The following is a 22,659-nucleotide window of genomic DNA, read 5'->3' as shown; positions in this document are numbered from 1 at the left end:
TCCTTTATTTATTAAATTCGCTTGATTGATACCATTTTGGAATATAAGATGAAAAATGATTATGCTCTTCTAAAATTCCATTTAATCTTTCCTTCATATCATCTACTAAATGCGGTGTACTTCGATTCGTCCAAACGATATCCGCTGGGAATGTCATCGCGACGTACAATGTATACAGTTTCCAAAAATGAAGCGATGGTTCGCCTCCGAAATAACTGTGAACTTGTCCAACCGCAAATGGTTTACTTATTCTTATAGTAAAAATCGCTACGTTATAAAAATCGTGTATTGGATCACCAAAATCATATCCACCAAAATCGATAACGATAAATTCCTTATTATGAATCATGCTATTTGCTGGATGGAAGTCATCATGTAAAAATCTTATTGGACGATTTCCCAATAAATCTTTATGATTTTCTACAAAGGTTAATACTGGCTTCAAATCCAGAAAATTCACCTCGTAATCTGTTAGTGCCTCTATGTATCTTTCGTATTTATTCCATCTAGATGTTTCCCATTTATTACTTGCACTTTCTCTTTCAATTGAGTGAATCCTCTTTAATACTTCCCCTGCTTTTCTTCCTGCCTTATACTGTTCTTCCACCGATAACTTCGTTAAACCTTCTTCACCATTTATACCTCGGGTCCATTCAAATACTTGAACACATTTATTTAATTTCTCAATTATTATGAAATGAATTAACTTGGGTGTTGGAATATGTAATGACTCTAATTGTTTCATATACGTATATTCTTCTTGTTTACGTTCAAAATGAACAGCATCACATACTTTTACAAAATAGGTTTCTTGATTCTTTAATTCAATTTTATACTTCTCTTCATGTGAAAAACCTTTTGAAATAGCTGTACACGTTGCAATACGAGGCCATTCTAGTATTCTCTCTATCTCTCTAAGCATTTCTTCCACAACGTTCACCTCTATTAATATATGTACAAACTACCTAGCACTTCATGTTCTCGTTTATTTCCACCTTTAAACTCTACTGCAAATAGATTTTCGCCATTCTTATTCAAATGTTCTAGTACTAGCCCTTCTCCAATCGGTTCACAAAACTGCACATGAATATCTCCAAATACTACACTTTGACACTCGGCATTCCATTTTTCATTTTTCACAACTAAGCTTGTAGATAGCTCCATTACTTCTTTCCATTTCCGTACTGTTTCTCGAACATTTTTTACTGCGTAATGAATCGTTTCAATTTGTTGCACTTTGTTTTTATGTTCAGTAATCGTCCCACTGTTACGTAAATCGTTTCTTCTTTCTTCGTCCGTTTCATTCCACTGTATAAAGAAAGGTAATTTCGGTCCGTTCTCTTCTTGCTTAACGAATAACATTTTCCATTCTAAAAGTCGGCCATCTTTTCTCATACGTTTCCCTTCAAATGGCCCTATCGTATGTAAGCCGTACTTATTAAAGTTAACTGCTAGCTCCTCAATTGCATCTGTTCGGATCGCGATTTGTAGCATTCCTTCTCCATTTTGTAGTTTCACCACTGTTTCTTGTACTAATGGATTTTCTGCTTCTTTCGCTTTTTCTTCATGTTGAACTGCTAAAAATTCAATATATGATAAATCAAAATAACTTAAACTATTCCAAGTACCCCAATTCGTATGCTCTCCGCCTAATACAGTATGAAATCCAAGTTCCTGCATTTGTTTTGCCGCTTCCTCCGGTGTACCATGAACTGCGTGAACGAGATGATCAAATCGTAACATGTCTTTCTCCCCTTTCTCTCCATCCTTTTATTGTATATTTTATTTTTCTTTCATTCAATTCAAAAACTTTAAAACCTAGTTGATTTATACGATTAATATGTATTATAATGAAACAAATTTAATTATTGCTGATTGGAAAAACCAAAGGCACTTTTCTCATACGGGAAAAGTGTCTTTTTCATTTATTATTACAGGGGGATTATTTATGCAGAAATTAATTGTCTTTGCTATTATTGGATTTTTCGCTCAATTGATCGATGGAGCACTTGGAATGGCGTATGGAGTAACGTCTTCCTCTTTATTATTAATGTTTGGTATTGCACCAGCTGTTGCATCTGCATCAGTTCATTTAGCTGAAGTCGTTACAACTGCAGCTTCCGGCGCATCTCATATCAAATTTGGAAACGTTGATAAATATACAGTTTCCAGGCTTACATTACCTGGGGCAATCGGCGCATTTGTTGGGGCATGTTTTTTAAGTAATTTGCCCGGAGATGTAATCAAACCATACATTTCCGTATTTTTATTTACTTTAGGGGTTTATATTTTATTACGATTCATCATTCAAAAACAAATTGTCACTTCAAATAAGCGTATGTCTGCAAAACAACTTGTGCCGCTTGGTTTATTCGCTGGATTCGTTGATTCAACTGGTGGCGGTGGTTGGGGGCCCATTACGACACCTGTTCTTCTAGCAAGAGGAAATGAAGCTAGAAAAGTTATTGGATCTGTAGATACGAGTGAATTTCCTGTTTCACTCGCTGCAACAATCGGCTTTTTCATTTCACTTGGCTGGGAACAAGTAAGCTGGGTTTGGGTATTTGCCTTAATGCTCGGCGGTATTGTCGCAGCTCCAATTGCTGCATGGTTAGTCCGCATCGTTCCACCCCATTTACTTGGCGTATTAGTTGGTGGTCTTATTATCTTTACAAATATTCGTACACTGCTTACTACATTTAAAGTGGATCCAACTGTTATTTCACTTTCTTACGTTGCAGTTGGTCTTGTCGTTATTATTTCTATTTTCATTGCTGTTCGAAATCATTCCAATCGTCCTAACGCATCAACGGCTGAGTATCCAAATGATCAGAAGCAAATACTACCATAACTATAAAAAAATACCGCTCAATTTAGAGCGGTATTTTTTATTTTTCTATTTTCCAATTAATCATCGTTTCTGTAGCATTTACTCTCTTCATATGTAACTTTTCTAAAACACGCATCGAACTATAGTTATCTATGAGTGTCTCTGCAATTATTGTTTCTACCTCTCCTGTTTTGAAAGCCCAATCGATTAGTTCTCTTACAGCTTCTGTTGCATAGCCCTGATTCCAATATTTCTCAATGAATCCATAGCCAATTTCTACTGTTTGATCCTCTTTTGGTTTCCCTTTAAACCCAATATCACCTAAAACGCTATCATCTTCTTTCCGAAGAACATACCACGCCCCCCATGGTAATAAAGCCGAATCTTGTTTTACATTCTCTACATGCCCTACAATATGCGGACCGCTATTATATCCTTGCTCGTTAGCGACTTGAATACTCTCTTCTGTACACGGCACTATATAGAGCCTTTCTGTTTCTAATTTCATTTTGATTTCCCCTTTTTGCTTAAACGTTACTCTAATTATAACAAATAATATGACTTTATCATGAATGTCGAATTATATTTTTCTGAATTTTCTTTTTATTTAGAGGGTTTTTCAATATTTTTTGCGAAACATTTGTATAACAATTTTTTCTTTGCTTATTGCTACATAATAGTAGGTTCGGGTGGAGTTTTGCAAGCGTTTCCTATACAATAACCGATATTTTTTGACTTTTCCTAACAAAATATCTTGCAATATATTCAGAAAGTCATTACAATTGCCATATATTAAAAATCTTAGCAATATATAAATCCTCATCAATCCGATGAGGTAGAGGTTGCGACTTTTAATAGTAAAACGGACGAGACACAGAGAATGTCACTGACTCCGTTTGAAAGGAAAAGTTGCCGAAGTTTATATTTCTTCTCTGGAAATATGAGCTGGGGCTGTCTCCGAAAGGAACAGAACTGTCACGTTTACAAAATTACCGTGTAAACGTGGGGTGCTATCTTAACGGAAGGGTATGATGGGGTGGTTATTTGTGAAACGTTCCGCCAAATTCCTTTGGCGGTTTTTTGTATTTTTCTCCCCCGCTCCTTCCTAACCTACAAGAAAAGGAGTGTTGAACATGAATAGCGCAACAAATCAATCTACCTCTAAAACGCAAACTACACAAGGACAAGGTGAATTAAAACGCGGATTAAAATCGCGTCACCTTACGATGATTTCTCTCGGTGGTACAATCGGTACCGGACTATTTCTTGCCAGCGGTGGTGTCATTCATTCAGCTGGTCCTGGCGGTGCACTAATCGCATACGCCGCAATTGGAATTATGGTATATTTCTTAATGACAAGCTTAGCTGAACTTGCAGCTTACATGCCTGTTACTGGATCTTTTAGTACGTATGCAACAAAATTTGTTGATCCATCACTTGGTTTTGCACTTGGATGGAACTATTGGTATAACTGGGCGATTACAATTGCGGCAGAACTAGCGGCCGTAACATTAATTATGAAATTTTGGTTCCCAGATACCCCTTCTCTTATTTGGAGCGGATTATGTTTAGCTATTATTTTCCTTTTAAACTATTTATCTGTTAAAGGGTTTGGTGAATCTGAATATTGGTTCGCACTTATTAAAGTAGTTACAATTATTATCTTTTTAATTGTCGGCTTTATGATGATTTTCGGAATTATGGGGGGCGAAACTGTTGGCTTCAAAAACTTCACTGTTGCTGATGCACCATTTAACGGTGGTATCATGGCAATTATCGGTGTATTTATGGCAGCTGGTTTCTCCTTCCAAGGAACTGAATTACTTGGGGTAGCTGCTGGTGAAACTTCTGATCCAGAGCGTAATATTCCGAAAGCAATTCGTTCGATCTTTTGGCGTATTCTTTTATTCTATATTCTTGCGATTCTCGTTATCGGTTTATTAATTCCTTATACAACTGAAAGTCTTGCCGCAAGTGATGTAACAGTAAGTCCATTTACACTTATTTTCGAAAAAGCGGGCGTTGCCTTTGCTGCTTCTGTTATGAACGCTGTTATTTTAACTGCTGTACTATCTGCTGGTAACTCTGGTATGTATGCATCAACTCGTATGCTTTGGGATTTAGCTCGCCAAGGAAAAGCACCAAAATTTCTTGGTAAATTAGATAGCCGCGGTGTACCTGTTAACGCGTTAATCGTAACGTCAATTGTTGGTAGTATTGCTTTCATTGCTTCTTTATTCGGTGACGGAGTTGTATACATTTGGTTATTAAACGCATCCGGAATGTCTGGTTTTATCGCATGGGTTGGCATTGCAATTAGTCATTACCGTTTCCGTAAAGCATATATCGCACAAGGGAAAGATTTAAATGACTTACCATATAGAGCAAAATGGTTCCCATTCGGTCCACTCTTCGCATTTACTCTTTGTATTATCGTAATTTTAGGACAAAACTATGGCGCATTTATGGGTGAATCAATCGATTGGAACGGCGTACTTGTTTCTTACATCGGTTTACCACTCTTCTTAGTACTATGGTTAGGATATAAATTTACGAAAAAAACAAAAGTGATTCCACTCGATAAATGTGAACTAAAATAAAGTGAAACGAGCAAACAAATTTGTTTGCTCGTTTTTTGTTGCAAACCTCTTTGCTTCCCTATTGCTCCTGTTTTTGCAATAATAAAGGAAATATAAATAAAGGTTGGGATACAATGAACATTCGCATTACTGATGAAGCGAAAGCAGCTATACATAGATTAGAACTTGAAGATAAAAAGATCGTTCGCATTAGAGGAACAATGACGAACTCTTGTAGTATTTTCGTTGATGTCGATTTAATTTTGGATACATATAACGCAGATGATGTTGTATATGAAGATGCAGATCTTATCGTACAAATGGATTCATTCACGAAAGACTACACTGGTGATACGGCGAAACTTGATTATAAGACGACAGGTTTTAGTATTACGACTCCGAGTGAGACGTTAGTTTATGGATTGTCGATTAAAAAATAAAAATTGTTTTCATTTGACCACCGAGGTGAAAAAATGGGTAAATATGTTCCGTTAAAATTTTTATTTAACGAAGAATTAGCAGAAAAAATGGCTGATTCTATTTGTAAACACGATCCTACTTTCTCTAAAAGAAACTTTGTATCTTCAGTAACATGTAAAGTTGAAAATTTAGAGTTAAAGCAGCCTATTGAAGTAATAGCAGATGAATTACATAATGCATTACAAAAAGATTTTAATGAAGCAATACATATATTACTAAAAACATTAGGCCCAGAAAATACTACAGAAGTAGGCACATTTACAAACGGATATATGTACATGCCTCTTGCAAAATACATTGAAAAATATGGACTTAACGACTTTGAAACCTCATTCAACGCCATGTATGAAATAACAAAAAGGAATACTGCTGAATATGCCATTCGGCCTTTTCTTCAAACATACCATGAAGACACACTAAACATATTACAAAAGTGGATTCATGATAAAAACAGCCACATTAGAAGATTAGTTTCTGAAGGTACGAGACCAAGACTTCCTTGGGCTAAAAAAACAGGAGCTCTAAAAGGTGATTTTAAGTACAATTTACAGCTTCTTGAACCATTAATGAATGACCCTTCTAAATATGTTCAAAAATCTGTAGCCAATCATATTAACGATATTACGAAAGAAGATAAAGAACTCGTTTTTCAGTGGTTACAGCAATTACGTGATAAACAGCATCCTATTAATCCTTGGATTATAAAACATGGGCTAAGAACAGTAATAAAAAGTGGTACTTTACCAAAAAATTTTTCTTTTTAAGTATTTTAAACAAAACCGCTTATGCTTCAAAAATGAAGCATAAGCGGTTTTCCTTTTGAATACAGAAATAACAAACATAAAAAGTACTTTAAATTTCTTCTTTATATCATTATTTTACTAACTCTTCTATGTTATTACTTTCCTTAATTTTTTCGGATGATAGCCAGAGTGAATAACTTGTTCCATCCTTGTTCCTTAAATATATGTTAAATTCCTTATTATATAGTTCTTCTTTAAGAATAGTGACTACCTTTCTCAAATCATCTATTACATATGGATCATTTCTATATTTTATCTCACTGTCATTGAAAACTAAAGTCAATTCATACTCTAGACAATTGCCGTCTTTCGGGTGTGGACAAGTAATATCCTCAATTACAAAACGATCATTTTGAATTTCATTTAACCTTACGCCTACTTTTGTTTCAGTTTGAATCAAATATGTCCAATAACCGCTTACTGTGTTTTTCATTGTTAAAAGCAGTTCTTCTTTCGTTATAGCTTTTTGCACATTTTGAAAAGGGAAACCTATAGATTCACCATTATAATCCTCAATTTCAAGTGTTGTTATCTTTCTATTACTCTTCTGAATGAATTGAATTAGAGCATATAAACGATCTAATTCTTTTGATTCAAATTGACTGTAATCAATCTTGTCACTCGTTTTTAAAGTTAATAATAACTTATCCGTTGGTTTCTCCTCTATATCATCATCCACTATATATTGAAAAACATTTTTATTTTCAGGTTCCACGTAACCTAATTTTTTAATTTCTTCTAGCATTAGTTTAAATTTCTTATATTCCTCATATGTTTTTTTTCCGTATTGATATTCATCACCTTTTATTCTTGAATATAAGAAGCCATCTACCTCTACTCTAAATTGAATATTTTTGTTATTTTTTGCTTGAACAGTATGATATGTATGCCCCATATTCCCTTCGTTTATAGCACCCCAATGTGTTACAATCACATCAATTCCGTGCTTTTTTTTCACATATTTTTTCACCTGATCGTCATCTTTATAATTACACCCACTTAAACATAAGAAACATAACAATACTAACATTACATTTTTCATTCTTTTCATATAGCACCTTGCCCTCTTTTTGCATAAACAAAATATTCCATATATAAAGAATACTAAATCGCTGAATGTTTTCAAAGAATTAAAATATTTTTACACTCGGTTTATATATCTATTTCTTTTATTAATGGCTCTAATAAGTTTTAATATTGATAATCGAATATAATAAAAAGAAACCTAAATTTAAGGTTTCCCATTTTTACCAACAATTTAAATTTTAATAGATATTTTTTAGCCAAGTAATAATTCGTAGTACCTGAAACGACTCAAACCAAGTAATGAAAAACAGGAGAACAAAGAAAGAGATAAGTGATATGAATTTTAATCTTCCATCTTCACGTCTAGCAATCGCTATAATACTCAGAACCACTCCAATTAAAAAAGAAATATACCCTAATAGGATAATAGGCTCAGAATAGCTATCTATTATCCTATTTAATCCAAATAATAACATTCCAAAAGTCATCAATGTTATTGAAAATACACTAAATTTTTTCATAATTCAACCTCCAATATAATTTTACTATTTTATGGAGAGAATAATTTTTTTATGCGTATGGATGAACAATTACACTATAAAATTAGATAACTCAATTTATTTTTTCATTAAACAACTGCCTTCTTTTATACCCTCAAAGGATTTTCACTCAATTAACCCGAATATATAAATAACAATTCTCACAAGGAGTAACTTTATATGAATCTATTCGAACACGAAACATAAAACCGTTCCACTTTAATAAGAGGTCCTCCCTTTTTCTTTTCTCATCATATCATCCATTAAAAAAATAGGAGGACATAATTATGAAACGTGATCCATTATTTTTAACTTTATTAGAAAGTGCAAATACACATTTTAGCGGCTGGGATTTTTCTTTCATTTCAGAAACAGGTCGAATGAAGAGCGAGCCTTTATCGTGGTCATACGGCAGTACTGCTTTTCAGCTTATGCAACGTGCAGAATCAATGCTCGATATGGGTACTGGCGGCGGAGAGTTTTTATCTATGTTACAACCGTTCCCTTCAACTATATTCGCTACTGAGGGCTACGCTCCAAATGTGCCAATTGCTCGAAAGAAATTAGAGCCTTTAGGGGTTACCGTTGTAGAAGTGACCGATGATACTGCTTTGCCATTTCAAGATGGTCAATTTAATTTAATTATAAATCAACATGAATCGTATGCTGCTTCTGAGGTAAACAGAATTCTTTCTCCAAGTGGCGTTTTTCTTACACAACAAGTTGGCAGTCTTGATTGCGCGGAACTTAATGAGCAGTTTGGCTCACCACTAAATAGCGAATTTGCAAGTTGGTCTCTCGAAACCACATGCAGTGAGTTAAAGCAAAATGGATTTACTATCTTAGCTGCAAAAGAGGAATTCCCTTTCCAACGCTTTTATGATATTGGCGCTATCGTCTATTATTTAAAAGCAATTCCGTGGCAAGTTCCTGATTTTACTGTCGAAAGGTACTTTGAGGAGTTATATCGTATACATGAGATTATTTTGCAAAATGGATATTTTGATGTGAAACAACATCGTTTTATGATTAAGGCGATTTGTAGCTAACAAAAAGAGGTGGCAAAGCCACCTCCTTTTTGCTCCGTTTACATATGTTCTCTACTCTTTCATAATAAGAAAAGTTATATCATGCATATTACAATTATGACCAATGAATTGTATTTCTGAAACATATAATCACCTCGCATATATGATGAGAGCAAAAACGTGATTTTTCACTTTCCTCTTCTATTGAGAAATGAGTTGTTTTTCATATCGCTTGTTCGCATCATCTTCTGTCAAACATGCAGTTGTGTAATGAATAATATTCCGGTTATCATACGTAAACGTATGTTCTAACTTATTTTCTTCTGTTAATACTGTCGGTAAGTATTTTGGTAAATTGCTAACTACTCCTCTATTATCACCATCTAATATCCAATCAATTTCTTTCCATTCTAATAGACCTTCAGCCGTACGTAATGGTATATTCATTTGCATTCCATCTGGCAAATCAGCAACGAACACATACATTCCTTCACTAGCCTGGGGCTCATCTTTACCTTTAAAACCAACAGTCCCTTTATACGTTACACTTGAAAGTTCTATGCCCGTTTCCTCAAATGTTTCTCTAATTATTCCTTCGTATGGCGTTTCATTATCTTCTATTTTTCCTCCAACACCATTCCACATCCCCATATTCGGCTTTTTATTTCTATTTAATAGCAGTATTTTATCGCTTTTTCTAATAAAGCAAATTGTGTATTTGTACATACGATCATTTCCTTTCATTTTCCACATGAGTTATTTGGCTTATTTTCAAGTAAAAACACTCGCCTTACAATTCCTTACTACATAATATATAGTACAACTTTCATGCGTAAACACTTTACGTCAAACGAGAGAATCCTTTTTAGAAAGGAGAATTTAAAATCGATACTATAAGCAATGAATTTCTAAACCAATATTACAACAGCCTCGTATGGTTAAACGATACACACTGGTTCGGGGTTCCAATCTGTAAACTTCCCTCTGATCTCTTTTTGTATCAAGAAATTATTTATGAATTAAAGCCCGATTTAATTATTGAATGCGGGACTTTTCACGGTGGTAGTGCACTGTATTTAGCTTCTATGTTAGATTTAATTGGAAAAGGTCACGTACTTACTATCGATATAACTCCGCAGCCAAATCGGCCATCACATAATCGGATTACGTATTTAACAGCATCTTCTGTTTCTGTGCAGGCCATCCAAACAATAGTAAGCATGCGCAAACCTGATGATGTGGTTTTAGTTATTTTAGATTCTGATCATAGTAAAGAGCATGTATCCAAAGAACTATTACTATATAAATCTATCGTCACTACTGGCAGTTATATGATTGTAGAAGATACCTCCATTAATGGACATCCGCTTCTTCCCGATTGGGGTTCTGGCCCGATGGAGGCTGTGGATGAGTTTTTAACTAAAAATAATAACTTCATAATCGACGAGTCTAAACATAAATTTTTCATATCATTTAATCCAAAAGGTTTTTTAAAGAAAATAAAGTGAAACTTTAATAAGTGGGGTTTTGCTCCTCTCCCACTTATTCTATTATTTTCATTTTTGAAAAAGGATAATATACAAATTCCACCTTGCCAATTATGTTATCTTCTTCAATATATCCTAAGCCATTTCGACTATCTCTACTTACTTCGCGGTTATCTCCCATTACAAATAACTTATTTGGCGGAATTTTTGTCTTTTGAAAATTATAAAACACTTGTGTGTTGTTAAATAAATCTTTGTTTGTATATGGTTCTTCTTGCTTTTTATCGTTCACATATACCTTTCCGTTCGTTATGTTAATTACATCACCAGGAAGCCCTATTACACGTTTCACATAATATTTCGATTCATCCTCTTCTTTTATAATGACAATTTCTCCGTGTTGTAAATTAGAAAGACGTACTACTGCTTTATTTACAAATACGTAGTCTTCTTCATATAAAGTGGGCTGCATCGATTCCCCTTCCACCTTACATAAAGTAAAAGAATGGTAGCCTATGACTATCACCAAAATAAATAGTATGTACTTTCCCCAGCCTCTCTTAATCTCCTTTTTCATATCCATTCCCACCTTATAAAGCGCTTTTTAACTCAAAAAATATATCACTGCACAATATGTTTCCATGCAGTGATACTATTTTTACTGTGCCTTGTTCGGTTGTTCTACTGGAATTGAATTTGTATTTGATCTATTTGTTTTTAATTCAAAATACGCATCCAAAATTTCTTTACCAATGGCAGAATTAATTCCTGATTTATCATCATTCACCCATGGTACAACAACTGAAAAGGCTATTTCCGGATCAGCATCATATGGCGCATAACCGGCAAGAGTTAAATTATAACATTTTTTTCGGTTGTTGTTCTCATCTCTTCCAATATCACTTTCTCCACCATATACTGTCTCAGCTGTTCCTGTTTTTCCCGCTGGTTTATATGGTAGACCTTTAAACGTTCCGGTACCTGTTCCGTCAGCTTCTTGAAAAACTCTTCTAAATCCTTCTTTTACATGATTAATGTACGAAGTGTCCATATCCACTCTATTTAATACAACTGGTTCAATCGACCGAACGACTTTTCCTACATCCTCTGGTCTATTCGGTTGCTCTCTAACTTCTTGTACAATTTGTGGCTTCATTCGGTAACCGCCATTTGCAATGGTTGAAATATATTGTGCAAGCTGAAGCGGCGTATATGTATCATACTGTCCAATCGCGTAATCAAGTAAAAATCCGGGTATGTTATCAGTTCTACCTACTTGACCAATTGATTCATTTGGCAGGTCAATACCAGTCGACACACCTAGGCCAAATTGTCTAAAATAGTAGCGCATTTTATTAAATGTTTCTTGTTTAATGTCTAATGGATTATTTGGGACATAATTAATGCCTGCCATTTTTAAAGCCGTATTAAACATATAAACGTTCGATGACACTTGCAAAGCTCTTAAATCATCAATATCCCCAAATTCTTTCCACGATTTCTTCGGCTTAGAACTTCCTTTAAAATACATTGGTGCATCAAAGAAATGTGTATACGGCTTAATCGCTTCTGTTTGATATCCAGTTAATAAAGTAGCACCTTTTACAGTTGATCCTAACTCATAAGAACTTGTCATCGTTCCTAATGCATAATCTTCTATTTGCATACCGCCATCTTTATTTACAATTTTCTTTCCTGCCATTGATAAAATTTGACCGTTTTTCGGATTCATCATTACTACGAACGCACGATCCATCATCGGCTCTGCAGCATGAAAGGCTCGTAAATTCTTTTCAAGGCTTCCCTCTACTCTTTTCTGTAAATCCATATCGACTGTTAACATCAAGTTATTTCCACTTTTTCCTTCAGTCACTTTTTCTGTTCGAACAATCTTCCCTGCTTTATCCATAATATTTTTAGACTGTTCTTTCGTTCCGTGTAGTGCATCTTCGTATTGTTTTTCGATGTAACTTTTACCAATACGGTCGTTTCGATTATAATCACGAACTAAATAATAATCTAATTGTTCTCTTGGCAACCCTTCATTTTCATTAGAAACGCTACCTAGTATAGAGCGCAGTATTTTATCATTTGGGTATTCACGTTCCCAATCTACTGTTGTATCTACCCCCGGTAAACTTGCCAACCTTTCACTAACGACAGCATATTCATTTTGACTTACATCTTTTTTAACGATTTGCGGCGTCATTTTATATCCCGCATTCATTTTGCTTTTAATGGCTAGTACTTCTAGGTCTTCTTTTGAAAGTTCACTTAATTCTTCTTGTGTAATTCTTTCCCTACGTAACTCTTCAACTTTTTTATCTAATTCTTTCCCTTCTATCTCCTGCTTTCTAAATTTACTCTCATCTTCTTTCGTTACTTTCGCTGCTGCCCGCTTTTCATTTAACTGCATCCAAAAATCCTTTTTATCTGTTTCTGTTAACTTGTCTATGTCCTCTTGCGACATTTCAATTAGCTTAGCTAAATCTCTTGCTACTTGTAAAACTTCTTTCGAGTCTACTCCTCTCATTTTCGTATATGTAACGGTTCGCAATGGTTTATTATTTACAATAACGTGACCTTGCCGATCAAACATTTTCCCTCTAGGAACGGGAGTGCTTACCGTTACATCTTCCTTTTTATTTACTTCATTTCTATACGTTTCTCCATCAATGATTTGTACTTTACCTAATTGAATTATAATAGCTGAAAATAAAAGAAAGACAATAAAAAATAGTACATTTAACCGAAATGGAATATGAGTCTTTTTCTTTTTCGATAGTTTTTTCTGCTCCTTTTTCTGTCTCATTTCGCTCCCTCGCTTCATTCTATTAACATTTCTACGCAAAGTCATTATGTATCAAATTTATTTATATGATATATATAGAATTTTATATTAATTATAAAAGAAATAAAAGATTTAATTTTCAGTTTTTTATTTTTATACCCTATTTATTACCATTCCCTTAATGCACAATAAAATGAATATTATTCTAAAAGAAAAATGGGGCAAATTGATTTTTATAAATTATAGAGATGTTGTTACTACATTATCAAAATGTTTTCATATGGCTTAAAACAGCGATTACTCAAATAAAAAACTGAGGTATCTACCTCAGTTTTTTCGATAACTTATTTCATTAAAGATACCTCTTCAACAAATTCACCAATTTTATTTTGAAAAACATAATCAAAGTTATATTCCTGTCCTGTTAACTCTTCATTTACTAAAATAGTTGTTGCCCCTACTTCTCTCTTTGCGATTTGTGGGAATGAAGCTACAGGTTGTACTTTTAATGACGTTCCCATAACGAGAAGTACATCTGTTTCATATAAACGTTTCATCGCATTTTGATATTGAGGCAGTGTATCTCCGTATAAAACAACGTCTGGATTTAAAATGAAATTACACTTCTGACAGCGCGGCACTTCATGATCAATCATATACTGTAAATCATATCCCGCTTTACACTTCGGACAATGTGCTGTTTGAAGTGTTCCATGTAAATCAATGACATGTTTACTGCCACCTAATTGATGTAAACCGTCAATATTTTGCGTTAAAATCGTAATATCTTTCCCTTGTTCTTCTAGCTCAGCTAAAAAACGATGTCCACGATTTGGTTTATATTGATGGAACGTATTAATTTGAAAGATTTCTTTATAATGCTTCCAAAATTCTTTCGGACTTCGGTTATAGTACCCTCTTGATAAGTACATCTCCACATTCGCATCAGCATACAATCCATTTGCTGAACGGAAATCTGGGATACCACTTTCCGTACTTGCACCAGCGCCTGTTAATACTGTAATTTTCTTCGCTTTTTCTAAAATTGAACGTACTTCTTCAAATTGTTGCACAAAAATCACCTCTATGTATTTTCCTATTCTTATTATACCAGTTGTTTACAGGAGGTGTTGTACAATTCATTTTACTTAATGCGTTGCGCCCCCAATCTCTACAATATCTACTTCAACTGTCATCGTTACTTCAATTGCCAATTCTATTCCCTTACTAATAGTAGAAAGTGACATACTCGGTTGCCCTGGATAATTACTCGCTTGTTCTGGTAAAAACGGAATATGAATGAATCCGCCTTTTATTTTCTTATCATGTTTCTCTAGTTCATGCATAAGTCCATAGAATAAGTGATTACAAACGAATGTGCCTGCCGTCTGTGAAACAGATGACGGTATGCCCTCTTCGCGAAGTTTTTTTACGATTGCTTTCATCGGAAGTGTAGACCAATACGCAATCGCTCCTTCTTCTACAACCGGTATATCTACCGGCTGATTTCCTTCATTGTCTGCGATTCTTGCATCATCAATATTAATTGCAACACGTTCTATCGTAATATCTGGTCTGCCCCCAGCTTGTCCAATGCATATAATAATTTCCGGCGCTAGTTCTTCTATATACTCTTTTAATACACTTATTGATTTATGAAATACAGTTGGTACTTGTTTGCTTATTACCTTGTATTCTCCAATTGTTTTTTCATGCAAACCTTTTGCTACTTCCCAAGCTGGATTGATATTTTCTCCGCCAAACGGATCAAACCCTGTTAATAATACTGTTTTCATAGTTTTATCCTCCTAATTAAAAACGATATACAAGGCCGTACATAATAAACATATTTATGATAAAAATTGAAAGAGCAATTGGTACTTGCGCTTTAATAACCGCATTTTTATCCTTTAGCTCTAAAAGCATCGCAGGTACGATATTAAAGTTTGCTGCCATTGGTGTAAGCAGCGTTCCGCAATATCCAGCAAACATACCGAGTGCTGCCATAATTGCTGGGTTTCCGCCGTGCATTTGAACTATTAAAGGTAAGCCAATTCCGCCAGTAATAACAGCAAACGCTGCGAATGCATTTCCCATTACGACTGTAAATAGCATCATGCCTAAACAGTACGCCATAACAGCAACGAACGGATACTCTGTCGGTAATACTTGACCGACTAAATCTGAAACAACTTGTCCAACGCCAGATTTCGCGAAAATACCGCCAAGTGCTGCTAACATTTGTGGTAAAATGACAGCCCAGCCGACAGCTTGTAATAGTCTGCTTCCTTCTTGAACAGGCGTTGTTATTTTTGATTTTGTAATACGCATCGCCGCGACGAATGCGAGTAATGCACCAAGCGCTAACGCTACTAACGTTACTTTATCTGGATCAACAAGAGAGACATTTCCCCATTTAATTTTCCCTAACGTTAACGTACCGATAATTGTAAAAATAGGAATTAATAGTGCAGGCATAAAAATTTTATTTTTTAATTTCTCAGCATGTTTCACACGTTCTTGTACTGGAACTTCTTTTTCCTCTGATTTTGTCACTTTATTTAGCGAGGCTAAAACGACCATAGCGAGCACGATACAGCCCACGTAAAACGAAGGAATTACATTTCCAAATAAAAATGTAACTGCAAACAATGCCCAAAATAAACTAGAACCGAATCTGTTTGGATGTTCACGATCGAATGCGATACGAACAGCGATAAAAGCAACAATTATCCCTAATACATAATAGATTGTATCCATTGTGATGATGTTCATATTAGATTGCCTCCTTCTTTTCTTTTCCTTCTGCCTTCATTGTTTTCTCTATATATTTGTCAAACCTTCTAAATCTAATCCAGCTTACAATAAGTGCAGATATTGCTGTCGGAATGCCCCAAAGTGCCATATCCCATACACCGACATGCATACCTACTGAATCGAAGAATCCTTTCATTAATAAAATAGCACCAGTTGCGATGAAAATATCTTCTCCGAAAAACCAAGCTGTATTTTCCGCAGCAGCTGCGTTTGCTTTAATCTTTTCTCTTAATTTTTCAGGAAGTTTACCGTATTTACCTTGCGCGGCCCCTTCTGCCATCGGTGCAACGAGCGGCCTTACTGTTTGCGCATGCCCACCAATATTAAGCCCTAGTGCTGCTGATGATTCTCTTATCGTAAAATATGACATTAATACTCTTCCAGTTGTTGCTCCTTTTGATTTCGTTATAAGTGCTTCGGCTCTTTCTTTTAAACCGTAACGCTCTAAAATTCCGATTACAGGTAAAGTTAATATAATTGGCATAGACATATATCTATTTTCTATGAAAAATTTACCGAACATGCTGATCACATCATAAAAACTTAATCCTGAAACCATACCAGTAACAATACCTGCAACCATAACTACTAAAAGTGTGTTTAATCTAAATAAAAAGCCCACTGCCACTAATAATATTCCGATTAATTTCACCAATTCCAACACTTCCCCTCATTTTTTATTTCGGTGCACATATAGAAATACCATTATGTTCGAATGTTCTGTATATTCTTTCTGCAAATTGCACTGCTTTTTCCCCATCACCGTGTAAACAAATCGTTTGCGCCTGAACTGCTACTTTCTCTCCATTGATCGAATTTACATGGCCTTCTTTCACCATTTGAAGTACTTGCTTTATCGCTTCGTCTTCATCTTTTATAAGCGCATTTTCTTCTGTACGGCTCGTTAATGTACCATCTTGCTTATATGTACGATCCGCAAAAGCCTCTTGTACGAGAGTTACTTTGTATTTTTCTGCAGCCTGTATAAATGCCACGCTATTTGCTAATCCATAAAGTAATAGACTTGGATTTATACGATAAATTGCCTTTGCGATTGCATCTGCAATTTCCGAATTAGACGCCGCCATATTATATAAGGCACCGTGCGGCTTTACATGATGCATCTTCCCGCCAGCCACTTTTACAAACCCGTCTAATGCGCCGATTTGATATAAAACATAATCGTATACTTCACTTGCTGAAACATTCATGTTTCTTCTACCGAATCCAATTAAATCAGGAAATCCAGGATGCGCCCCTATTGCTACGTTATGCTCCAAAGCTTTTTCAACAGTTTGACGCATAACAGACGGATCACCCGCATGAAAACCGCAAGCAACGTTTATAGAGGAAACGAACGGAAGAATTTCACCATCATTCCCCATCTTATAAGCTCCAAAACTTTCTCCTAAATCACAGTTTAAATCGATTGTAGTCACACTGTTTTCCTCCTAATTTTAACTTCGTAAAGCGATAAATCTCTTTAATAGATTGCTATTTACTTCTTGTTCTATGTACAATTGTTCCGCTTCTTCAAGCGTAATTTTCTCAAAAGAAACATAGTCCCCCGGCTTTAGCTGGGCAAGAAGAGGTAAATCTACTGAAATGATATTTCCCATTCTCGGATAGCCACCTGTCGTTTGCCTATCTGCCATTAATATAATCGGCTGTCCACCATTAGGAACTTGAATGGTTCCAAATGTAACAGGACTCGATAAAATCTCTTTTTCTTCAATCCTATTTAAAACTTCTCCCTCAACCCTGTAGCCCATACGGTCAGCATAATTAGATACCTTATACTCTTTCGTAAAAAATGCCTTTCTACTTTCTTCGATAAATTGATCGTATTCAAAGTCAGTTATGACACGAAGCTTAGGATGTTTCTTATACTTTGGTAGTACGCTGTTGCTAATTACCCATTTCGTTTTTATTCGCTCATCTTTTTGTAAGTCTTGAATGAAACGATTCGCCATTTCTGAGTACGTACCAATTTGAAAACAATCTCCTTTTTTCAGCATTCTTCCTTCTATACCACCAATCGCAGCACGTATGTACGTACTTTTGCTTCCCATTGTACGCTCAATATGTATACCACCCGCAAAAGTCACATACGCTCTACAACCACTTTTCACTTTTCCAAAACAAAGCATACTACCTTCTTCCGCTAAAATGGGACGCCATAATGGGATACGTTCTCCATTTAACAACGGTTCCATATCAGCCCCACCAATTGCGAGTAAAGTCGTTTTCTTTATTAACAATTTAGGACCTAAAATCGTCATTTCTAATCCTGCTTCATTCTCTTCATTACCGACTAACATATTGATGAGCCTAAGCGCATTTTTATCCATAGCACCCCCAACAGGTACACCAAACTGTTGATAATAAGATCGCCCTAAATCTTGGACTGTTGTAAACATTCCTGCATGCAAAACCTCTACATCCATTCTTTAGCCCCCTCAAGAGATACATACTCTTCCTTCGTTATCGGGATAAATCGTAAATACATACCACTTTGAATATATGTTGGTATTTCTTCTTTCGGATTAAATAGAGTAATAGGTGTTCGGCCGATAATATTCCATCCTCCTGGTGTTTCAAGCGGATATATACCTGTTTGATTTCCGCCAATACCTACTGAACCAGGAGAGATTTGTAACCGTGGTGTTTCTTTTCTAGGTGTTTCTAATTCTTTTGATAGTCCTCCTAAATACGGGAACCCTGGTGTAAAACCTAACATATATACAAAATATGTAGTTTCACTATGTATTCGAATCACATCTTCTACTTGTAAACCGTGATAATGCGCGACCTCTTCTAAATCAGGTCCATATTCTCCCCCGTAGCACACTGGTATAGAAATATGTTTCACATCATGTTTTACTTCTTCTTTATAAGAATCACACAGCTCCTTTATATACTGGCGAACGTAATCATATGACCTTTCACTTCTCTCATTTCTCTTCCATACTTCGTATACATTGTAGTAAACAGCTAATGAAGTAAACGACGGAACACACTCAATCATTCCTGCAAACGGATGTTGCTGCAGTGCTTTAAATAACCGCTGTACTTTCTCATATATACCCATCTTAATTTCTTCACCAAATGTAACAATAATTGCTTGATCCCCTAACGCAGAAAATTTCATCCTACTCCCTCTTTCTATGCCAAAAAGCCGAGTTCTTTCGAAATGCGATGCGCTGTTTCTTTCACCTTCGCAATAAAATATGAAATGTTACTTTCGCTGTACTCAATTGCTAATCCTGAAATACTAATGCCTGCTACAACCGTTCCATCGCTCGCGAAAATGGGTGCTGCTATCGCGGCTGTATGATTTTCTAACTCAGAATAACTAATTGTGTAGCCTTCCTTTTTTGCCATTTGCAACACTTCTAACAATTGTTCCTTATCCACGATTGTTCCATCTGCAAACTGTTTTAAATCCACTTCCTCTATGTATCTCCGTTTCTCTTCCTCAGAGAAATACGATAGTAAAATTCTTGGACATGCACCAGCATAAAGCGGTGCTCTTCTTCCAACCGCCGTATACACGCGTACCGGCTGAACACCCTCCATCTTTTCAACATAAATTGCGTCATTACCATCTTGAATTATTAAATTAACTGCCTGTCCTAAACTATCTCTAAGTTCTTTCATATAAGGAATTGCTATATTTCTTACTGATAATCGTTGTGAAACAAGTTGACCGAACCGTAAAAATACGACCCCTAAACGATATTTCCCCTTTTCGTTTTTTTGTAAAAACGCCATCTCTTCTAACGAGCCAATTAAACGATAAACAGATGTTTTCGGCATATTTGTAAGCCGAACCATCTCAGTTAAACTTAGCTCTTCATGCTCATAAAACAACTCTAAAATATCCATTGTCTTAACTGCCGTTTTATTTATACTCATTCTATCTCCCTTTCGTTCCAAATTACGGAACTTAAATTCCATTTTTCGAAACAAACATATAATTTAAAATTATAAAATATTCTTTCAATTCAATCAATAGATTTTAAGCAAATAAAAAAGTATGGAAGAATATTTCTCCCATACTTCACCACACTTTATAACGCTCTTACTTGTTCCAACGGCCAGAAAACAGCTTGTCCTTTTCCGACAATTTCATCTTCTGAAATAAAGCCAAACATGCGACCATCCTTAGAAACTTCACGATTATCCCCTAAAACAAATACTTGGCCTTCTGGCACTTTCGTTTTCCCTGTGATTTGTTCTAACGTAAAGTCTGGAGTTAATACACGGCCTACTGCTTTTTCTTTAAACTTTTTTAAATATGGTTCTTCCATCGCTTTTCCGTTTACATATAAAACATCATTTTTATACTCAACTGTATCGCCTGGCAAACCAATTACTCGTTTTACTAAATCGTATCCTTCTTTTCCGTGGAAGACGATAATATCAAAGCGATCTAATCCACTTATACTATAACCAATCTTATTCACGAGAACTCGTTCGTTATTTTTTAAAGTGGGCATCATTGATTCACCTTGCACTAAAGAAGGTGTAAATAAAACACCGCGAATAATAGCAATTAATACAAGGGTAAAACCTATCGTTTTAGCCCAAGAGAATAATTCTTTCTTCGTATTTTCCTTCATCGTTTCTCCTCTTTCTTAAGCACTTATTTTATGATTTTAACTAATTCTTGTACTAAATTAGGGTCTATTTCAGAAAAACATGATTTTCCTTCTCTTACCGCTGTACCGACATGAGCTTGCGTGATTCCAGTTTCATCTAGCAATCGCTTTATATTTTCTTTCGTCACGCCAGCTCCAGCTACAAGCTGAATTTGACCATCGCTTACCTTTTGCATTTCTGTAAGCACCGGAATATTCTCTACTATATTTCCTTGTCCACCTGAAGTTAAAACGTGAGTCACTTTATGAAACTTCTTTAAAGTTCTCATCGCTTCTACTGGATTTTCTATATCATCTATCGCACGGTGGTACGTTACATTTATTCCATCTACAACAGATAGTAAGTCCGCTAATTTCTCTTCATCCACTTCATTTCGTTCATTTAATACGCCTAATACTACACCAGCTGCTCCTAACTTCTGTGCAACTATAATATCTTCTTTCATCATTTCAATTTCTTCTTCCGTATATGTAAAAGACTTCGCATGCGGACGAATCATAACATGAATTGGTATACTTACCGCTTCTACCGCTTTTTTTATAAAAGCATAACTCGGTGTTAAACCACCTTCTGTATAAGATGAAATTAATTCAATCCGCTTCCCGCCAGCGCTTTCAATTCGTTTTACATCTTCTAAACATGTTGCAATAACCTCTAGCATGAGATGACCTCTTTTCGTGCTTTTTTCTTATTATAACATTAGTAAAAATAAGAAGCCTAGCTTTCTCCTTTAAAACTTAAAAAAGAAGAATGAAAAGAAAGATTTTTTTATTGGCAACAATTATTGGTAACATCCTATTATTCATGTACACTCCTACCATAATGAAAAAACCCGTCATTTTGACGGACTTTTCTAATTTCAAGCTTTTCTTTCCTCAGTTTTCATATCAATACCTAATTGATCTTCCAATAACTTTACACCTTTCTTTGTAAGATGGACAGCTCGGTTCTTATCCATTTTCGTAATCCATCCCTGTTCAAAAAGCAGTTTTGCAATTGCAGACCCTAACCAACCAGAAATATGATAACGCCGTTCACTCCAATCAAGGCAAGGTTTTGCAAATACCCTCCTTTTTGTATCTGCCTCATCAACATTTATTCCAAAATTCAGAAACCATTGCTTACCTTGTTCCGTTACAATGTATTCTCCATCCTCTAAAATTATAAATTGCCTATCTAGTAATTTTTCAGTTATCTCTACACCGAGTTTGCCTGCAAGATGATCATAACAAGTTCGAGCATAACGAATTTGTTTTAGTTGACTTGATTGTTTTAAAGAGCGAACTTGAACTGTTGGTGCGATTGTCCCTAACTTTTCAAGCACTTCTGCAACTTCTTGATTAGCAAGTCGATAGTAACGATGTCTACCATGTTGTTCAACTGTAAGTAAATTCCCTTCTACTAATTTAGAAAGATGAGAACTAATTGTTGGATGTGACACTTTTGCCATATAAGCCAATTCACTAGCGGGTAGTGCCTGATTATTCATTAGACAATCTAATATGATTGCTCTTGTAGGTTCAGCAATTAGTTTAGCTATATATGAGATATTCGGATATACATTCATATTTCGATGATACCCTAACTATTAAATTGATACAATTATTTTAAGTT

General features: G+C 35.2%; 25 protein-coding genes and 1 riboswitch. Of the genes, 6 read left to right on the top strand and 19 right to left on the bottom strand.

What is annotated here, in order from left to right:
- Nucleotides 1-4: 4 nt before the first annotated feature.
- Complete coding sequence (locus tag ACTFRY_RS09130; protein WP_098616786.1) at nucleotides 5-931, bottom strand: aminoglycoside phosphotransferase family protein; 927 nt, start codon at nucleotides 929-931, stop codon at nucleotides 5-7.
- A 14-nt stretch (nucleotides 932-945) separates the two neighbouring features.
- The gene (locus tag ACTFRY_RS09125; RefSeq protein WP_098616787.1) at nucleotides 946-1,743 is read right to left on the bottom strand and encodes a VOC family protein; all 798 of its coding nucleotides are present in this window, start codon (nucleotides 1,741-1,743) and stop codon (nucleotides 946-948) included.
- Nucleotides 1,744-1,948: 205 nt separating this feature from the next.
- Between ACTFRY_RS09125 and ACTFRY_RS09120 the strand changes: the two genes are divergently transcribed.
- Nucleotides 1,949-2,851, top strand: coding sequence for a sulfite exporter TauE/SafE family protein (locus ACTFRY_RS09120; protein WP_098616788.1), 903 nt, complete (start codon nucleotides 1,949-1,951; stop codon nucleotides 2,849-2,851).
- A 37-nt stretch (nucleotides 2,852-2,888) separates the two neighbouring features.
- Here ACTFRY_RS09120 and ACTFRY_RS09115 read toward each other — a convergent pair whose 3' ends face one another.
- Complete coding sequence (locus ACTFRY_RS09115) at nucleotides 2,889-3,338, bottom strand: GNAT family N-acetyltransferase (RefSeq protein ID WP_000764633.1); 450 nt, start codon at nucleotides 3,336-3,338, stop codon at nucleotides 2,889-2,891.
- A gap of 320 nt (nucleotides 3,339-3,658) precedes the next feature.
- Nucleotides 3,659-3,851, top strand: a riboswitch (Lysine riboswitch).
- Nucleotides 3,852-3,963: 112 nt separating this feature from the next.
- On the opposite strand from ACTFRY_RS09115, the gene ACTFRY_RS09110 reads away from it, so the two are divergent.
- From ACTFRY_RS09110 to ACTFRY_RS09100, 3 genes are all read left to right on the top strand, one after another.
- Complete coding sequence (locus tag ACTFRY_RS09110) at nucleotides 3,964-5,430, top strand: amino acid permease (RefSeq protein WP_001083387.1); 1,467 nt, start codon at nucleotides 3,964-3,966, stop codon at nucleotides 5,428-5,430.
- Nucleotides 5,431-5,543: 113 nt separating this feature from the next.
- Nucleotides 5,544-5,849, top strand: a complete 306-nt coding sequence (locus tag ACTFRY_RS09105; RefSeq protein WP_044796879.1) for an iron-sulfur cluster biosynthesis family protein — start codon at nucleotides 5,544-5,546, stop codon at nucleotides 5,847-5,849.
- A gap of 33 nt (nucleotides 5,850-5,882) precedes the next feature.
- Nucleotides 5,883-6,653, top strand: coding sequence for a DNA alkylation repair protein (locus tag ACTFRY_RS09100; RefSeq protein WP_098616789.1), 771 nt, complete (start codon nucleotides 5,883-5,885; stop codon nucleotides 6,651-6,653).
- Nucleotides 6,654-6,762: 109 nt separating this feature from the next.
- On the opposite strand, the gene ACTFRY_RS09095 is transcribed toward ACTFRY_RS09100, so the two are convergent.
- Entirely contained in the window at nucleotides 6,763-7,743 is a 981-nt protein-coding gene (locus ACTFRY_RS09095; protein WP_061664452.1) for a hypothetical protein, read from the bottom strand.
- Between the two features lie 214 nt (nucleotides 7,744-7,957).
- Nucleotides 7,958-8,239: a hypothetical protein gene (locus ACTFRY_RS09090; RefSeq protein ID WP_000714730.1), complete on the bottom strand. Its 282-nt coding sequence runs from the start codon at nucleotides 8,237-8,239 to the stop codon at nucleotides 7,958-7,960.
- Nucleotides 8,240-8,544: 305 nt separating this feature from the next.
- On the opposite strand from ACTFRY_RS09090, the gene ACTFRY_RS09085 reads away from it, so the two are divergent.
- On the top strand, nucleotides 8,545-9,306 hold the full coding sequence (locus ACTFRY_RS09085; RefSeq protein WP_044796876.1) for a class I SAM-dependent methyltransferase: 762 nt from the start codon (nucleotides 8,545-8,547) through the stop codon (nucleotides 9,304-9,306).
- Nucleotides 9,307-9,486: 180 nt separating this feature from the next.
- Here the strand turns inward: ACTFRY_RS09085 and ACTFRY_RS09080 are convergent, their stop codons facing one another.
- The gene (locus ACTFRY_RS09080; protein ID WP_033683900.1) at nucleotides 9,487-10,011 is read right to left on the bottom strand and encodes an NUDIX hydrolase; all 525 of its coding nucleotides are present in this window, start codon (nucleotides 10,009-10,011) and stop codon (nucleotides 9,487-9,489) included.
- A 158-nt stretch (nucleotides 10,012-10,169) separates the two neighbouring features.
- Here ACTFRY_RS09080 and ACTFRY_RS09075 point away from each other — a divergent pair, with 158 nt between their 5' ends.
- Nucleotides 10,170-10,793: a cephalosporin hydroxylase family protein gene (locus ACTFRY_RS09075; protein ID WP_098616790.1), complete on the top strand. Its 624-nt coding sequence runs from the start codon at nucleotides 10,170-10,172 to the stop codon at nucleotides 10,791-10,793.
- Between the two features lie 34 nt (nucleotides 10,794-10,827).
- On the opposite strand, the gene lepB (ACTFRY_RS09070) is transcribed toward ACTFRY_RS09075, so the two are convergent.
- The 13 genes from lepB (ACTFRY_RS09070) to ACTFRY_RS09010 all read right to left on the bottom strand — a co-directional run bounded on the left by lepB (ACTFRY_RS09070) (nucleotide 10,828) and on the right by ACTFRY_RS09010 (nucleotide 22,612).
- Nucleotides 10,828-11,349, bottom strand: a complete 522-nt coding sequence (gene lepB / locus ACTFRY_RS09070) for a signal peptidase I (RefSeq protein WP_033682956.1) — start codon at nucleotides 11,347-11,349, stop codon at nucleotides 10,828-10,830.
- A gap of 81 nt (nucleotides 11,350-11,430) precedes the next feature.
- Nucleotides 11,431-13,584 carry a peptidoglycan D,D-transpeptidase FtsI family protein gene (locus tag ACTFRY_RS09065; RefSeq protein WP_098616791.1) on the bottom strand — a complete coding sequence of 718 codons (2,154 nt, stop codon included), beginning with the start codon at nucleotides 13,582-13,584 and terminating at the stop codon, nucleotides 11,431-11,433.
- 323 nt (nucleotides 13,585-13,907) lie between these two features.
- Nucleotides 13,908-14,636: an NAD-dependent protein deacylase gene (locus ACTFRY_RS09060; protein ID WP_001183800.1), complete on the bottom strand. Its 729-nt coding sequence runs from the start codon at nucleotides 14,634-14,636 to the stop codon at nucleotides 13,908-13,910.
- Nucleotides 14,637-14,711: 75 nt separating this feature from the next.
- Nucleotides 14,712-15,359 (bottom strand): pyroglutamyl-peptidase I, encoded by a 648-nt coding sequence (pcp, locus tag ACTFRY_RS09055; protein ID WP_000859713.1) that lies wholly within the window; start codon nucleotides 15,357-15,359, stop codon nucleotides 14,712-14,714.
- A 16-nt stretch (nucleotides 15,360-15,375) separates the two neighbouring features.
- Nucleotides 15,376-16,338, bottom strand: coding sequence for a DUF979 domain-containing protein (locus tag ACTFRY_RS09050; protein ID WP_001021658.1), 963 nt, complete (start codon nucleotides 16,336-16,338; stop codon nucleotides 15,376-15,378).
- A 1-nt stretch (nucleotide 16,339) separates the two neighbouring features.
- Complete coding sequence (locus ACTFRY_RS09045) at nucleotides 16,340-17,035, bottom strand: DUF969 domain-containing protein (protein WP_000239811.1); 696 nt, start codon at nucleotides 17,033-17,035, stop codon at nucleotides 16,340-16,342.
- Nucleotides 17,036-17,057: 22 nt separating this feature from the next.
- The gene (pxpA, locus tag ACTFRY_RS09040) at nucleotides 17,058-17,819 is read right to left on the bottom strand and encodes a 5-oxoprolinase subunit PxpA (RefSeq protein WP_000207352.1); all 762 of its coding nucleotides are present in this window, start codon (nucleotides 17,817-17,819) and stop codon (nucleotides 17,058-17,060) included.
- Between the two features lie 18 nt (nucleotides 17,820-17,837).
- Nucleotides 17,838-18,827, bottom strand: a complete 990-nt coding sequence (locus tag ACTFRY_RS09035; protein WP_098616792.1) for a biotin-dependent carboxyltransferase family protein — start codon at nucleotides 18,825-18,827, stop codon at nucleotides 17,838-17,840.
- Nucleotides 18,818-19,531, bottom strand: a complete 714-nt coding sequence (gene pxpB / locus ACTFRY_RS09030) for a 5-oxoprolinase subunit PxpB (RefSeq protein WP_098299827.1) — start codon at nucleotides 19,529-19,531, stop codon at nucleotides 18,818-18,820. The genes ACTFRY_RS09035 and pxpB overlap by 10 nt, the downstream gene beginning before the upstream one ends.
- Before the next feature lie 14 nt (nucleotides 19,532-19,545).
- Entirely contained in the window at nucleotides 19,546-20,298 is a 753-nt protein-coding gene (locus ACTFRY_RS09025) for an IclR family transcriptional regulator (RefSeq protein ID WP_086410315.1), read from the bottom strand.
- Nucleotides 20,299-20,453: 155 nt separating this feature from the next.
- A complete protein-coding gene (gene lepB, locus ACTFRY_RS09020) occupies nucleotides 20,454-21,005 on the bottom strand; it encodes a signal peptidase I (RefSeq protein ID WP_000662498.1) in 552 nt (183 codons plus the stop codon).
- A gap of 23 nt (nucleotides 21,006-21,028) precedes the next feature.
- On the bottom strand, nucleotides 21,029-21,706 hold the full coding sequence (locus ACTFRY_RS09015; RefSeq protein WP_098616793.1) for a copper homeostasis protein CutC: 678 nt from the start codon (nucleotides 21,704-21,706) through the stop codon (nucleotides 21,029-21,031).
- Between the two features lie 198 nt (nucleotides 21,707-21,904).
- Nucleotides 21,905-22,612, bottom strand: a complete 708-nt coding sequence (locus tag ACTFRY_RS09010; protein ID WP_044796870.1) for an ArsR/SmtB family transcription factor — start codon at nucleotides 22,610-22,612, stop codon at nucleotides 21,905-21,907.
- Nucleotides 22,613-22,659 lie beyond the last annotated feature (47 nt).

This window comes from Bacillus cereus group sp. MYBK195-1 (genome assembly GCF_051916605.1).
Lineage (GTDB): Bacteria > Bacillota > Bacilli > Bacillales > Bacillaceae_G > Bacillus_A > Bacillus_A cereus.
Note: the sequence above shows the minus strand (reverse complement) of the source record. Positions and strands in the feature narration are given on the sequence as shown.